We start from the raw sequence: 16,192 nt of genomic DNA, 5'->3' as shown, positions 1-16,192 counted from the left end.
CGCTCAAATTGGTATACAATTCGCTGCTCTATGTTGCCCAAATTTAATAGCTTTTCTATTCCGAGATTGAATGAGTCCTCCTTTAATTCACGTCTTAAAGTTCCTATACTACTTTTCACCTCATGGGTCTGCTCAAAATATTTTATATACGTTTTCAATTCGATATCCGATAATCCCGGTAAATCCCCGATAAAACGGGTTGAATAAAGCTGCTCGTCGTTAGATAATAATTCCTCGTCTCTATCGTTCTCGTAATCCCGAGCCGTTATCATTGCAGTTGCAAAGATAGCATCCTCACCATCATCGTTACTGCCCAAACGATACTTTACGTTAGTCGTATAATGTGAGGATTGATTTTTCAGTTCGGGATTCAGTGCTGCTTCTCCCGAAAAAAGTCTGCGCGATGCACTCTGCCTTGCGCTTAAAAACCCTGAAAAATTGCCCGCGTTCCCGTTGAGGTTGAGGGTCCACTGTCCGGTATCATAACTCCCTATTTTCTGTTTAAATCTTATGTGGTTTCCTTCGCCGAGTCTGGGGACAAGATTCACTACGCCTGCAATGGCATCCGACCCGTAAATCACCGTATTGCTACCCCTGATTACCTCGATTCTCGAGATGTCCTGCAAATCAATAAGAGAAATATCCGCAATGTTATTATAGAGGCTGTTCAACTTGATGCCGTTATAGAGCACTATCGTCTCGTCCGCGTTTCCTCCTCTCAGGGAAATGGTTTTCCTGCCGCTCAATTCATCTTCAACCTGTACACTTTGCTCGTTTCTCAAAAGATCGCCGACATCGTCAAATCCGCGTAACTCGAATACCTGAGATTCTATAACCGAGATTGAAAGAGGAAGATCCTTTTGATATTCGGCGGTAATCCTTTTTCCTTTTACCTTGAATTCCGATAAGGGGATAATTCTCGGCGTTAAGAATATGTCTAAAGGGATATCAATATCATCAACGGAAATTTCGAGCAGATCATAGCCTACATGCCGGAAGACAATAACCATTCGGGCGTCCGGGTTGTCGACATGAAGAACAAAACCTCCTGAAGAACCGGTAGTCGTGCCTATATTGGAATCCTTTATGAAGACGTTTACGTTTGAAATTGTTTTATTCGTTTTCGAGTCTTTTACCGTCCCGTAATATTCCTCAATTCCCTGCGCGTAGAGGTGAACTGCGGGAATTAGCAAAATTACGATGAGTATAAAATTGAATTTATTCTTATTCATTAAATTGATTCATCTTAATTTCCATGGGACATAACAGACCATCACGCTGATTATAATTTTAATTAAATACTCTCGCTCCGAAATATAGTTCCAAATAATCCGGTTACGCGCTGCAGTTTATTTGAATTATAACCTATCCTTCTTTCAATATTTTTTTTATTATCTTTTTATCGTCCGGCAAAAATCCGCTCAGCACTAAGCGGGGTACAAGTTCTTTCCAGATCGGCTCTCTTTCAAACACCCATTTAAAAACAGGCAGCGATTGTTTTACCTTCCCGACCATCACGAGGGTTGTCGCATACCAAAATCTTAACTCCACGTTTTCGGGCTGCATTTGCATACCTATTTGATATTCCTTCAGCGCCTCATCAAAATTTTCTTCCGCAGCGTGATCATCCCCCCTGCTCACGTGATTGTACGCCTTCGCAATTTCAATCAGCCTTCCAAGTTCTTTAAGAGGATTTTTGTCGTCTTCGACCCTCAGGTCATACGGACGATCCAGGTATATATTACCGACCGGATCAATAGCTACGATCATTATTGCCGCTGATTGTTTTCCTCTCAGGTCCCCGCCTTCTTTTTGAGCTGCATTAAGAGCTGAGAGCAGCCGATCCACTAACTCCCCTTCAGTCGTTTCAAATGCTCTCCCCATCGCATCCCATACGGTGTTTTTAAGCATTATATTAGCCTGGACGGAGTAATTCTTGCCTATCCGGTGTCCTGCTTCCGCTATGCATTTATCGCCCGTATGTGCTGAAATTATACCCTTTGCGTCCACCATGGCGACTTGCCTCACTTCCGGTGTGTGATCAGATGCTAAAAGACCCCTGAGAGTTTGTTCTGCGCTTTTACCCGCCCTCATCAGGTTTAACCCGAGAGGTCCATAACTCACATCGACGATTGATTGGGTTGCAACCGCTCCAACTCCCGGTTCCGCCCAGGTAACGATAGAGCCGACACCAAAATAGTGCGATTGTACGGCTACGCCCATCTGGTTGTTTTTTCTATCATACGCGACGATCGAGTAAGTATTTGCATTCCCGTCGATTGAATGTAGTTTTTGGGCATCTACCGAACTTATTGTTATTAAAGCAGTCAAACTGACTATTAGAAGATTTTTCATCATTATTCTCCCTATTTAATATTCAATGCGCAATAAGTACTGATGAGTTCGAGCTAACAGGTTAATGCTTTCTTAACTTAAAGAAAAAAGCCCCGCCTATCGGCAGGGCTTTTAAGATCTCGCGTTTTCTCTTTAAAATCCAAATCTCAATGAAAATACCTGGTTCGCATCGAAGAAATCGGTATCGATGTAACCGTAGTCGATACTGAGGTCAACTCCCGAGATGGCTTGCAGGTTTAACGTGCCGCCGACAGAGAAAGAGGCGAAAATGTTCTCAAGCACTTCTTCCTCTCCCTTTATGGAAGTGAGATATGATCCTCTCACAGCCAGCAGATCACCCAACGTATATGTCGCCATCAACTTGTACTCGTCCTGAGCTGATTGGTTGCTCTGGAAAGTCACGCCGATATCAATTGAATTTGATTCTCCCACATCTATCCGGTAATTGGTTGCTAAATCAATGATCGAGGGGAGGTCAAATTCGGCTGCTTCGACCTTATACCATGTTATTATTCTATCTCCATCAATAGCTTCTGCTTGCCTCCAGAGTTTCGAACCTCCATACCTCATAGGCGTCCCGAAATTCTTCAGAACGACTCCGATAGAAAGATTCGATACATTGAGGAATGAAGTATACTGTAGCCCTACGTCAAAAGCGGCGGCGGAGGCTGTAGCGCCGGTAAAGCTTTCACTGAAGTAATTAAGAGTGAGCCCTACGCTCGTCCTGTCGGTGAGCTTCTTCGAATAAGTAGTTCCTAAGACGAAAATGTTGGGTTCATATAATTCACCGGTTCCGTCGGGGCTGAAGACGGTTGTAACAGGAATTTGACCGATGTCAAAGCTGCGCAAAGAAATAGCAATAGTGCCAAATCCTTCCCAATCTATACTGGCTCCTGCGAAGTTTATACTGATATCGGCGATATAGCTTCTCCGCGAAAACATCGCATTAATCGACTTTTCTGTCCAAACAAGACCCGCCGGATTCCAGAAGACCGATTCAACGCCGTTCACGTTCGCCACTGCTCCGCCCCCCGACAGGTAACGCACACCCTGAGGGATGAGTAGATAGGATGCCGCCACAGACCCGTTGCGGGCTTCCTGCGCTTGCGTAAACGATGGCACTATCATCAGCAATAATACTACACAGATGGAAATCTTTCTAACTGTCATTTTCTGCTCCTTCTTTATGCAAAAGTCCTCTAAACGTTTTTATGTTCTTGAACCGTCCCTTAGTAATTTCTCAATATCTGCTCTTCCTGCACCAGCGCTAACTTGAGGATCTTGGTCGCCCCAAGGTCCGGCATCTCAATGTGGACAATGTAAATTCCACTTGCAACCGGGAATCCGTTCTGGTTCAGTAAATCCCATTTTACGAACTGACCGGTGGCCTCAGTTTTATTTATGATCCGCACCATCTGTCCGCCGAGGTTAAAGATTCGCAGGGTAGCGTTCGTTGGCAAATGATTAAAGGATATAAACTTATCATAACGGCTCGGTTCTAATTCATGGAAACCGTAGTAAGGGTTGGGATATACGTTGATCTTATCAACATCCGCTCCGTCGACACTGCGTCTCCTGTCGTGACAGCAGGGGATGTAAAGTTGTAAACATCAACAATGGCAATCGTCTTAGTTGTAAGGAATCTTATTACCGTTCCCGTGGGCGGCGGCGTTCCATCTTGTGCGAGATCTGCTATTTGTGTACGTCCTATTGGATATACAAAGCCGCCGTGGAAATCTGCCCAGTAGCCGTCTATGCTACCATCTGTGTCCCATGGATAAGATCCACCTGCACCAAGGCCTGCGCAAATTGCTGCGAATTTATCATAACCATCGGTTCCTTCAGGGTCCATCCAGTAAAACGCATCAGAAGTTGGGAAACCAAAAGTCCCGTCCACGCCGGTTGCATAACCCCATGCATCAGCTGTCCCATCATTTGAGAGGAGGAAAGGAACCATCCGCACATCGTCTGAAGCATCGTCCGGTGTGGCGATGCCGATATCCCACAGTTCAAACGGCACTGTGCCAATTTTGTCATCCTCGAAAGCCCACACACCCCAGCCTCCGGTGTCCGTAAACCGGAGCTCAAAGTCGCGCGGTACTGCAAATGTAGCATACCGCTCCATGCGGCTAATAGCACCACTGCCGGTTGCGCTTACATAGTAGTCCCCGGTGGAATTGCCGCTGTGCCACACCGTGTTACCACCATATGCATCACAGCCTCCTGTCGATGAAGCATCAGGCCCGCAAGGGTCTCCCGCTGGGTTGGCAATTTCTATAATTCCGCCACCCCCGCCGAGAAACTCGAAGGGAGGTCCCTGCACCTGGATATGCAGACCATCGATTACGAGCATCGTCAAATCTGCATCAATATCTGGACTTTGTGGCTGATTGGAGAGCAATGTCTGCCCGGAAGTTTTATCAACAAGAGTCCATACTATTTCGCCGAATGTCGCGGACTCAGTGTCAGTATCTTCGGCGAACGTGACTTCATAAGCGTGACCGGTCGTCTTCGTCGGATCAATAACCGTTGCTCGAATAATCCCGTCGCTTACACCACTGGCATGAGTTATTTCTACCAGCTTGCCATAAGTCGACTCATAGGCAGTTCCGGGCGCCGGTTCCTGTGGAGTCACCGCGAATAGGACAGGGCTCGACTCAAGCGTCTTGAACGGCTTACCTACGTTATCTGCCAGGAAACTGTAAGCCGTCACGGCGAAAACATACGTAACGCCGTTCGACATAGGCCTGTTCCTGATTTTATCCTGATCTGTAGAGAAGAATCTCTGAATGCCGGAGTTGGTGCCGAATTGTTTCGCCTGGCTGATTACAAAGCCAGATACAGGGTCAACGCCCGGATCGAAAATCGTCTGAATGAGGTTTCTGACGTCAAAGGTAGCCACCCTTTTCCCGTCCGCCAGTGATGATGCAGTGGTCGGCAGCTGATAGACATTGTAACCCTCGAAGACAAAACCCGAGACCACGGTCTCTTCGGTCGCCGCTATCGCTGCCAAATCATCTCCCCAGTTGAGAACTATCCTTTTGTCAAGTTCGGCACTCGTCACTGATGGCGCCGACGGAGGGCTGGGAAGATCAAATTTTTGGTCAAAAGCAAACTGCGCGAAAGAGTCATGGAATCTCATTACGGTTATCGACGATATGTTGTCCAGCCCTATACCCGCAACAAAAGCGATAACAATATCCTGTGTATCTCCTAAAGCCATTTCGAACGGTCCGGTGGTCAACAACAAACGCCTGTCTCCGGGGGGCAAAATAATTCCGTCGACCCACCCGGTACCTGCAACAGGATCACCGTTAACCCAGAATTTTGTGGTTTCGCCTGTTATGGGGTCAAGTAGAAGCTCCTGCTCCGGATACTCGGGACGCGGTAAAAACCCTTCCATCAGGTTAAACCACTGGAGCGTTCCGGAATATATTCCCCTGTCAGGATCGCTTATATCCCCACCAGCCCCGAAGAAAGTAAATGAAGACATTCCGAGCGTGTCTCCGTCGGCATTTATCGGTCCCTGAAGGAAGTCGTAACCGGCGGCGGGAACGGCAATTCCCAAATCACCAAAGTAAACATTGTCCCTGGTATTTGCGTTATAAATATATCCTAAAGAAGTCTCGACGTCCGTTCCCACGAAATCATCGCCGAAATCACCAAGGTCGGGGTCCGCCCACTGAGTCACATACATAGTGTCTATCCTGGCGTCAGATGGTCCGTTAATCCGTCCCGTATATATCAACCGAACCCTCTTGAAACTCATATTCCCAAGCGGAGACGTTTGCGGAAAATCATACGCCCAGAGCGTCATCTGCATCTCGATTCCGATAGACGGAGAGCCGGCAAATACGGCGTTAACGTCGCCGTCAAGGTCGTTCGAAACGAACCACAGTGTCTGCGATGCGCCCGGGAAACCCGGAACATCGACGGCAGGATCGTATGAACCGTTACCATCAACGTCTTCAAACGGCGCTCCGGCAGCTGCGGGCCAATGATCCCAGTCATGAGAATATTGAGCTTTGATAGCCGCGATTTCGGTTTCAGTGACACTCCCCGCCGCTGTCAGGTTAAAGCTTGCGGCGTCAATCTTGAGGTCCGCCGTCTCCCAATCAGTCCGCACTCTCCAGACCTGCTGGGCTGACGGTGACGGGTCCTCCCAACCGGTGGGAGCGCTGTACGGATTAGCCACATACCCCACAGCCTTGCCTCCGTTAAGACCGTTCGACTGTGAACTGCCGCCCACACGAACTCTCAAAACTTCGTCATCGGTCACCTTGACGCCCCACACGATACCTTCCCTGAATATCACACCTACCTGGGTACCCCTGGGATACGATCCGTTCCAACCGCCGCCAACTATCGCGTCGAAGAATCCGTTCGTAGCCACCCATGACTCAAGGCTGTTGATGTTGAGAACCGTTTCAGTCGGTCCGGTCGCATCGGCATATTTCGTCAGCCGCACGGGACCGCGTGTTCGGGGGTTCTCGCTTTTATCCTTTGCAAAAGCGAAGCTTGTAAACAGCAGCGTGAAGACTGCTGAGAAGAGAACTATTGCCCTTAGCCGCATAATTTCTTTCTCCTGTAAAATTATTCTATGTTAAATTAACGTTTTTTCCTTTTCCATAACTTATATAAAGTTAAAAATCCAGCTTCACGCCTATCCGAATCTGCCGGGGCGTATCGAACAGATCGCGAGCCAGCCCACGGTCATCAATCCAGTGTTGGCGGTTTTCGAGATTAATAGCCCTGTAAAGAGGAACATATTCTTCTTCTAATGCTGCAACAATCTTCTCGCTTAGTTCAGGATTCGTCAGGAAGCCGTCATCATAGGCATCCCCTGTCCTGTTGTAAACGTTCAGGACGTTTCGCCTGTTGAAAACATTTGAAATAAAGACGTAAACACCTGCGTTGAGATTGCCGAGCCTGAAACCCTTATCCAGCTTCAGATCGGTGGTGAAGGTCCATGGCGTGGTGGAACCGCCGATCGGTTCACTCGGTACCCTCGAGCGGGGGTCCGCGTCATTTATAAGAGCGCCGCTCTCGGCACGCCGCTGTGCCCCGGAACCCGTCGCGAGTGTGAATGTATGCCCGCTGTTGAAGTTAATCAACGCATTGACACCGCTGTTAGCGAATAGCCCGCCGGGTCCCTCGTCGTCGCCGGCAAACCGGTAATCGAAGATAATTGAACCCCGGTGCCGCTGTTCAAACCTCAACGGTGTGATGTATTTCGGCGGACGTATGTCCCGCTCCGTCGAAGAGAGCCGTGAGTTCGGGAACGAATTGGTCCCCTTCGCAAAGCCGAGCGTGTAATTGATAAGCGTCTGAATGCGTCCTACCCTCCTCGTGCGCAGCGTAAACTCAAAACCCCTCGTTACGTTGAAGTCACCGTTTACAAATACGTTGTAATCTCCTCCATCCTGTCCGGGGTTGATTTTATACCGATCTATCGTCAACTGACCTTCGGTGGTTTTATAGTAGGCGGTAAGATCAAAAGAGGCTTCGTCGGTGAATTGATAATTGAAACCTATCTCATACTGCGTTGAGACAATCGGCTCTAAATCGAATCCTACCGGGTTGGGGATGAAGACGGCTCCGCCCAAAGCGAATGCCATTGCCGGCCTTCCCTTGTACGCATTAATTAAATCGGGGAAAGAAGCGAATTTTCCGTACTGGAGGTGAAAGACCATCCTCTCACTTATCGGGAATGCCAGTCCGAATCTCGGCTGAACCTCGGTAGTAGACTTTGCCTTCTCACTCAGGTTGAGAATTGAATTCGTCTTGTCATAATTGGGGTCCGCTGAATCCGCCAAGTGCCACGTGTCGAGGTCGAAATTATCAACCCTTACGCCGACGTTAACGATTATATCGTTGAATTCTATCTTATCGTTCACGTAGAACGCAGTGAATACGGGACGTTTTGCGTCATCGGGTCCCTCATTCACCTCATTGCCGAACTCATCATATCCATATCCTCCGCCTGAGCCTCGCCTGATTGCAAGGCGCGCCCTGTCTGTCCCGTTAATCAGCTCGTCCCTAAGCGTCGGGTCAACGCCGATTTGAGAGTTTAAACTGATGGTGAGCCCACCGCCAAGTCCGAATTGACGAATTTCACCTGACCTTAAAGAAGCGCCCGCCCTGATCTCATGGCTCCCGTATTGAGTTATTATTCCTGCGCTTATATCTGTGTAGGTTTGCTCCCTCTTGAAGTATCCAGTCTGCAACTGTCCCGGTCTGTCAAATCTGAAGCCGGCGAAGTTATACGGACTGGGGTTAACATACCTTGAGGGATAGGCCCCTATCCATTCGGAGTTGGCATTGGCTACCGCGAGACTGTCCCCGGAGTCAAGTTGCTTCGCCATGTCGAATTTGCCGTCAGCTATAAAATTAGGGTCATAGGTGAATTGGTCTATTGTTGAGCGGCTTATGTTGGCGTTGATTACCGTTTTATCCGAGAGGAAGTAGCTTGCCTTTAAGTTGTAAAGGCTGTTCTCGTCATCCCTCTGGGCGAGCCTATCCAGGTTGAAGATGTCCCGTATAGGGGAGCTGCTTAATCTGCGCTCATGTGTTGAGAAAGCGCCGCTAAACCTCAAGACCAGGGGATTCAGGTCATACTGCAGGTTCCCGTTCAGGATCCAATGTTCATGAGAGCGTCCGGGAACCTTGCCGCCTTCCCATTTTACATCAGCCGAATCACCTTTGGTTCCGCCGTCAACGCCTGTATCCTGCAGGTAACCGAAATCAAACCCTTTAAAGAACTGCGGGGTATTATCATCCTGCTGAGTCTTCCGATAAGCTACGAAATATTTCAGTCCGCCTAATGGTCCCGAGAGCGTGGCGGTTAGATCGTTGTATCCATAAGAGAATGTTTCACCAAAGCTTTCAGCGGGACCGTCCGTCTCAAACGCAATTGAACCGTGCATCGAGGAGGTACCCGTCCTAAAAGTCTGCTGCACGATTCCGGCGGCTCCCCCGCCGACATCCGCGCTGAAACCGCCCACAAGAATCTTTACCTCTGCGAGAGCTTCCGGGATTGTGGTTACGTTAGCCCCACCAGTCGAACCCACAGCCGCGCCTGAGGTAACGCCTTCGATTTGATATCCCGTTTCATCAGAGCGTCCGCCGCGTATAAAGACCGCGCGGTTATGAATGACGACACCAGCCTGTAAACCCATGAAAGTAAGGCCACTCCGTGTCGCTAAGTTCTTAAGCAACTCAGCCGGCACTGATCTAACTACGCTGGTAGCTGTCAGGTTCACAAGAGGCTCCTCCGCGACGATCACTACGGCTTCGCCCGCCACATCAGTAGTCGGCATTTCAAAGTCTAAATTCGTCGTAAGGTCACTGTTAACTTTCACGTTCTCAACCGTGACACTCGCATACCCTATGAATGTAGCCCGAATTTCATACGTGCCTATCGGCACATTTAGAATGATATATTTTCCTTCCGCATCCGTTGAAGCACCCATTTGAGTTCCAACAATTATGACATTCGTTCCTGCCAGAGGGTTGTTGGTTTCTGCATCGGTAACCGTTCCCGCTATCTTACCATCTATACCTGCAAATACAACTGATGGGACTAATACTAAAACGACAAACACAACTAACCTTTTCATGCTCATTAGTAGTTCTCCCTACTTTTCTGCGTTAACCATTGCTGGCTTTATTAAATTTGATTTGATTGCTATAGTAAAAATCTTTCCTACCTACTCCCTTCCAATTTGGTATAACCACCTCTTGTACTTTACATCTCGTAACAGTACCCAGCGTACAATTTGTTTTTTATCGTATTAAAAGTGTGCTATGGTGTGAAACTATACATCTGATTTATATTTGTCAAGTAAAAAATTTAACTTATTTAACTTTTCATTTTTATCTATGTCGAATAGATCGGCAAATCAGTTCCTTCCGGTATCCTTATATATATAATGCTTATATTCTTCCGATTAAACAAAATTTCTTCACAAAGGGAGGTTGTAAAATTGAAAAGACAAATATATTGTTTGTCTGCACGGTCAGATTCTGTCTATCCACCAGCCTCTAATAATTTCCTGAACCGCGGGATTTCATGCAGTGGAGAAAATATCGGATCAAGTTTAAGCCATGACACTGAAATAGGCGCCGGTATGGAAAGGAGAATCTCGATCCTGTCAAGAGCGGATTCGTACTCCCCCAAAATCGTATAAATCTGAGCCATGACCATGACCGTCAACGGTCCTCAGTAATGGCACAGTGAAATGGGCATTATCTCCACTGCCTTGAGTCCGGCTTCGATGGCTTGTTCTCTTAACCCGAGGTTAGCGCATACAAACCCTAACATCGAATATAATTTGAAAACCTTCGGACTGTTTTTGACCTGCTCCTCCAACAGCATGCGAGCCGAATCATAATATGAATATTGGAATTTCTCATCATCCATAAGCGCATACAATTGGGCTTTCGAGAGCAAATAAGTCAATCTGTCATTGGCGAATGAACCGGGAGTAAGAGCGTTTACCGATTCGTCATATTCTTCATTCAAAAGGTCAAATCTCCATAAACCCATCCCCCAGAGAAGTGATTTTGCTCCCGCCATTATCTTGTTAAGATCGACTGTTCCTGCACTGCGGACTACTCTCTCTGCCCGCTCTTTATTGCCGTCCGAAAGCAGATAGAGCCATGCTTCGTATGTATAATTATCAGAAGAATAAGGATTAAGAGTTCTGGCGCGCCCAATGTACTTTTCAGCCTCCAAATAGTCACGCATGTACAGGTACACTTGTCCGGTTTCAAGCGCTTTAATCGGAGAGAGCGGGTCGAGCATTGTTGCCCGTTTGTAATTCTTTATCGATTCCTCCCAGTCGCCCTGCCGCTTTTGAACAAGAGCTACCGCGGCATAAACATCTGCATTATTAGGCTGCTTCTTAAGAGCAATGGTGAAATGTTCTAACGCTTCGTCGTAATCCTCGTGAACCTTATTTTGGAATTCTCCGTACGCGAGGTGAGCCTCAGTTAAATTGGGGCTTAAACGGAACGCTTCCAGAACAGCTTTCTCAGCCTGCATTTGATGTTCTTTTTTTGCACCCCCATACCAATAGAGATTTGTATAAGCCAATGAAAGCCTTGCATATGCCAATGCAAAGGTTGGATCCAATTCCACTGCTTTTCTATACCAATTGGTCGCTTCTGTAAGGTTTTTTCCTTCCGTTCCACGATTGAAGTAGTCATTTCCCCTTAGGTAATAATCGTATGCTTCAAGATTTTTTGTGTGTTCTCTCTTAAGTTCACGCCGTTCCGGCTCAAGCAGCGTGATATCCATAGCTGCTGCCACTTTTTCCGCGATGTTAGTCTGAAGCTCGAATATTTCTTCCATAAATCCATCATAAGTAGTAGCCCATAGATGCGTATCATCTGACACTCTTATAAGCTGAGGAGTAATTCGTACCCGGTTTTTATTATCTCCAACTGATTGATAGCGTATCGTACCTTCAAGTATATATTGTGCGCCAAGTTCTCTACCGATTTGCTCAGCACTCTTTGTATGATTTTTGTATTGCATAGCGCTCGTTCTTGAGATCACCCCTAATCCGCTAATAGAAGCTAATCGGCTTGTTATCTCATCAGTCATTCCGTCGGCGAAATATTCATTTTCAGCCGGTCCCAAATTTTCAAAAGGTAAAACCACGAGCATTTTTACGCCGGAGTCAGGACTCATTTTATTCATATTTAAATATAAAACTACTGATCCGATCAGAATCGTTATCAGAACCGATCCAATTACGCTTAACCGCCGTCGGTTTATTCTTTCAGTGTGAGTTTGAGATTCGGGTATTGATTCTGTTTGCGGAGTCGAGAGAGCTTCCCCCTTCAAAGCATAAACTTTTATCGGTCTATCTACGTTTTTCAGGTCTTTTTCGCCGAGGAAGACCGCCTCGATATTACGTTGATTCCTAATGTCGTCATATACCCTCCCGGAGATGCAAATGCCTCCGGGTTCTGCTAACGGTTCGAGCCTCGACGCCACGTTCACGCCATCTCCGTAAACCTCCTCACCTTTCAATACCACGTCGCCTACATGAATACCGATTCGAAGACTTATCTGTTCTTGATCTATAAGAGCTTTCTGAATATCGATCGCGCAATTCACGCTTTCTATGGCGCTCTCGAAAGAACAAAATGTGCCGTCTCCCATATATTGAAGAACTTTACCCCCATATTTATTGACCAGCGGAGTTACTGTTTCTCTTTGTCGCTCGATCAGCTCCCGCGCCTTTTCCTCATCCTTCTGCATCAGTGACGTGTAACCTGTCATATCCGTAAACATTATGGCAGAGAGTTTTCTTTTCGGAGATTCTGTGTTATTCAGTTCGGCACCATATAATATGATAACAATAATGTATTAGAATATGCATTCGATATTCTCGGCATAATATACAAACTTGCTTTAGTATAAGCAAGATGAAAGGATTTTCCCGAGCCGGAGGATCTCTCCAAAGGAGTCCTTAGTGACTTATGGAGCAGAAACCGGAGGGGGTACCCGATGCTTCGGGACGGGGTGTGTAGTTTTTCTGCGGCTAGGGCCACCGCCGTTGGCGGGAGAGGCGAACCGTGAAAAAGTATCAATTCGAATCTAAATTACCGGTCCAGGTACCGTACTTCTGCCCTCGATGTTCATTCCCTTTAAAAAAAGTTACATAAGTCATCATCCACGAAATTTACTTTCTAAGGAAACAATTCCTTTCCAATTATGTATCCTAGCTCCCGGTAGGATTCAAACTGAGCTTCATCAAAGAATTGGTCCGCAGTACTTTCGTCCGGGAAAGTGTTGTGTTTGCGCCTATAAGCAAGCAAGTCTTCCGATTCTTCTCCTGTGATGGACGATTTTATATAAATCAGTATCCCATCGGGACTATCCGGATAATCGATTGTCGCCACAGCAAACTGTTTTGACGTATTTTTCGAATCCTTGTTTTGGCGCAGTTCGCTTAAATCTATATCGATTTTAACACCGAAATCAATACGAACCTTGCGAATAAGATTAGCCAGATCACCGAAATTAAATTGAGGATCAGCAGTTGCATCAGAAGCAATAATTACTTCACAGCGCCGCTTGATTAGTTCGTAAATACCTAAATTTTCAATATGGCCCCCATCAGATAGGTTAAGCAACCTATCTTTTTCATTACCTTTTCCTAATAATTCTATGATAAAATAATATGGCCAAAATTTGGGTTCAGTTCTATGGGTCGGATTTGGATTCGGCATCCAACGATTTAAGCGTACGTTCAAAAGAGTCATTATAAAAGTTAGAATTGGGCTTGTAGATGTGCCCATTTGTGGACTTGCTGCCGCTCCTGATATAGCCATCGCTGTAGCCAGCCGAGTCTCACCGGCTTCATATTTGTCTGTTCTACAGTATCCGGTTGACTCTGCACCGCAATAATATTTTGAAAAAACGAAATAGTCTACACCGCGACCCCTTAAGTACCTGTTTTTTGAGTCGGGAACATTGAGAGTTGTATTGATGAGCTGATAGGGTGCACCATTATCGTACGAATGTAATCTGTTTAACGTAAGCGACTCATTCGATCCTATTTTTTCACTCTGCCCTGAGCCTTTTCGTTTGATTATATATGTTTCACTCAATCGGTCTCTATAAAAATGATGCATGGAGATTCGGTTGGTATTTGTAAAAAAACTTAATATTAATAAGAAAATGGCAAGTAGGATTATGATAGGAAAACCGCCGATTTCTTTGTTGAACGCATCCGTATTCCATATATATCGCACTATCTGAGCCAAAACTATCGGTAACATGGCAACCCAACTGATTCGAAAAAAGAATTTCGATAGTTTTTGGACCTTTTCGCTTTCACTCCGCAATATCCCAAATAACAGTCCTATAACAGATGTTATCGTCGCACCGTTTAATAGGTTACTTATAACCATAGATGTCTTTCCTTCTAATTGCGGTAGATAGATAGCCAGTAAAATAAAACTCCCAAAAACAGCCAGTAACGCTGCTATGAGAGCAAACGCTCCCTGCAGATAGCCCCTTATTCGTCTACCTTTGTACATCAGATTACGAAGCGCCGCAAACCAACGTATAATAATCATTAAAGTAACTGCACCTAACGAACTCCAGAGGATCCATATTGCGAATTCGTGAGGCTCAGCTATCGAATGACTGACACGATATATGAAGTAAGCCAGAAATATTGTTGATGAGACCGTTGTTAAATTTGTGAGAGCCAACCCTGAAATATACAAACCGATAAATCGCCAGACATCTAAACTAAATAACTTTCTATCCGGTACGAGATAATTACTATGCTGTCTCAAATATTTAACTTCTTTGCGCTCATCATTTTCGACCTCACGCTGAAATCGAAATGGGAATTTTGCGTATTCTACTGAAGCTTTTGGGTCGTCGAGCAAAGAGCTTAAGCAAGATCCGATGTAACCACCACCGGAAACTGTGGAGAGAAGATCACAAAAGCGAAGAATCTTCTTCCTTGCAAGAGATTGTAGTACACCCAGGTTAAATGTTGCTGAACGTATACCACCGCCGGACAGTGCAAGTCCAACCATACCGCCGTTGAATTTCCATTCTTTTTCTGTCTCTTTATTTCTAAGCTCGTTGACCTTTTCTCCGAATTTTTTCAGATCTTCATCTTTCAATCCTATATTTTTTCTTCTATTCATTATGTATTCGGACTCTGCGGCCGATACGTCATCAAATTGTTTAGTATACTCAGGAAAATCACTGTAGGAATCGGTCATTTTACCTCCAAAATTTTACTGATGAATTTACTGAAGAATGACAATATCTCAGGGCTTATTTTCAATTAATTATTTAGTGACTGCTATCTGCTCGTAACAATTCGAATCGTAATCACTGAGTTTAATGATGGAATTATAGCGCCACGTAACTTTTCCGGCAGTTTAGCATATTAAATGTTATATACTCTATAACGATTGTTCCATCGGATTTTGAGGGACGCCCTTCTCCGCCCGCTATTATGCCTTTGTAAATCTATATGAAGCAAATCAATCAACCGATCCCCTTAGAGCCGGATTCGATGACTGTTCGGCCAACAGTGAATGTTCACCGTCAACCGTGATACAAAATAAAGTTAAGAACAATAAATTTAGTTTTAGAGTCGCCTAAATAAATCGCTAAAATATAGTATAATAAAAGAGATTATTAAAATCAATATAATTATTTACAATTATTTTGTAATTCAGTTTGACTTAGATATGCTGAAAATACTCTGTTGGGAAGGGAAAGGGTTCATACAGGATTAATAGAAGTGGGCCCTGCTGGACTGCTCCACAGGAGTTTATCCCGGCTTAGCCGGGAACCGTCCGATTACGAGCTGGGTTCTTCTATCTTCTTACCCACTAAGGATTTTATAGATGATGAAATTTCTGTTCCCTTTGCATGAATCTCGACAGACGCTAAAGGTCTTCTGACGGTTTTTGGATCTATGCCACCTTTTATGGAATTCAAGATCCCTGATACTTCCCAGTAGTTTTCAGCCATGTAGAATTGATCTGACGCCCAGGGTAGTTTTGAAAGATCATTCTTCATGATGTTCTTGTTCTCTTTGACTGCTATGACTTTTATACCTTGTTCTAAGGCTGCTAAAGTAGGTAAACCGACACAACCATCAGGTATTACTAAGCATGATATATCTGAAGCGGTCATCACTCCATTCTTGTTCATGGCTTCTTTATCGGTAACAATTCGCGGGCTCTTCTTTAATCCTTTCAGCACACTCTGGAGAAAAGTTACAGAGATAGTTTCGGCTGCCATGCGGGGATCAACAATACCGGGCTCCATGTTTGCTAC

10 protein-coding genes are annotated in these 16,192 nt (G+C 45.6%); all 10 read right to left on the bottom strand.

Annotation, left to right across the window (positions count from 1 at the left end; translation table 11 throughout):
- Positions 1-1,232, bottom strand: a 1,232-nt coding sequence (locus IID12_06435; GenBank protein MCH8288726.1) for a TonB-dependent receptor plug domain-containing protein, incomplete at its 3' end; no start/stop codon positions are given.
- Between the two features lie 133 nt (positions 1,233-1,365).
- On the bottom strand, positions 1,366-2,358 hold the full coding sequence (locus IID12_06430; protein MCH8288725.1) for a DUF1028 domain-containing protein: 993 nt from the start codon (positions 2,356-2,358) through the stop codon (positions 1,366-1,368).
- Between the two features lie 129 nt (positions 2,359-2,487).
- Positions 2,488-3,525 carry a PorV/PorQ family protein gene (locus IID12_06425; protein ID MCH8288724.1) on the bottom strand — a complete coding sequence of 346 codons (1,038 nt, stop codon included), beginning with the start codon at positions 3,523-3,525 and terminating at the stop codon, positions 2,488-2,490.
- Between the two features lie 59 nt (positions 3,526-3,584).
- Positions 3,585-3,950 carry a T9SS type A sorting domain-containing protein gene (locus IID12_06420; GenBank protein ID MCH8288723.1) on the bottom strand — a complete coding sequence of 122 codons (366 nt, stop codon included), beginning with the start codon at positions 3,948-3,950 and terminating at the stop codon, positions 3,585-3,587.
- Complete coding sequence (locus tag IID12_06415; GenBank protein MCH8288722.1) at positions 3,854-6,928, bottom strand: hypothetical protein; 3,075 nt, start codon at positions 6,926-6,928, stop codon at positions 3,854-3,856. The genes IID12_06420 and IID12_06415 overlap by 97 nt, the downstream gene beginning before the upstream one ends.
- A gap of 70 nt (positions 6,929-6,998) precedes the next feature.
- Positions 6,999-9,974, bottom strand: coding sequence for a TonB-dependent receptor (locus IID12_06410; protein ID MCH8288721.1), 2,976 nt, complete (start codon positions 9,972-9,974; stop codon positions 6,999-7,001).
- A gap of 410 nt (positions 9,975-10,384) precedes the next feature.
- Complete coding sequence (locus IID12_06405) at positions 10,385-10,570, bottom strand: hypothetical protein (GenBank protein ID MCH8288720.1); 186 nt, start codon at positions 10,568-10,570, stop codon at positions 10,385-10,387.
- 6 nt (positions 10,571-10,576) lie between these two features.
- Positions 10,577-12,649: a tetratricopeptide repeat protein gene (locus IID12_06400; GenBank protein MCH8288719.1), complete on the bottom strand. Its 2,073-nt coding sequence runs from the start codon at positions 12,647-12,649 to the stop codon at positions 10,577-10,579.
- Between the two features lie 410 nt (positions 12,650-13,059).
- Complete coding sequence (locus IID12_06395; protein ID MCH8288718.1) at positions 13,060-15,120, bottom strand: patatin-like phospholipase family protein; 2,061 nt, start codon at positions 15,118-15,120, stop codon at positions 13,060-13,062.
- A 589-nt stretch (positions 15,121-15,709) separates the two neighbouring features.
- Positions 15,710-16,192, bottom strand: a 483-nt coding sequence (locus IID12_06390) for a DUF3326 domain-containing protein (GenBank protein MCH8288717.1), incomplete at its 5' end; no start/stop codon positions are given.

The sequence above is a fragment of the Candidatus Neomarinimicrobiota bacterium genome (assembly GCA_022567655.1).
Classification (GTDB): Bacteria; Fidelibacterota; SORT01; order SORT01; family SORT01; genus JADFGO01.
Note: the sequence above shows the minus strand (reverse complement) of the source record. Positions and strands in the feature narration are given on the sequence as shown.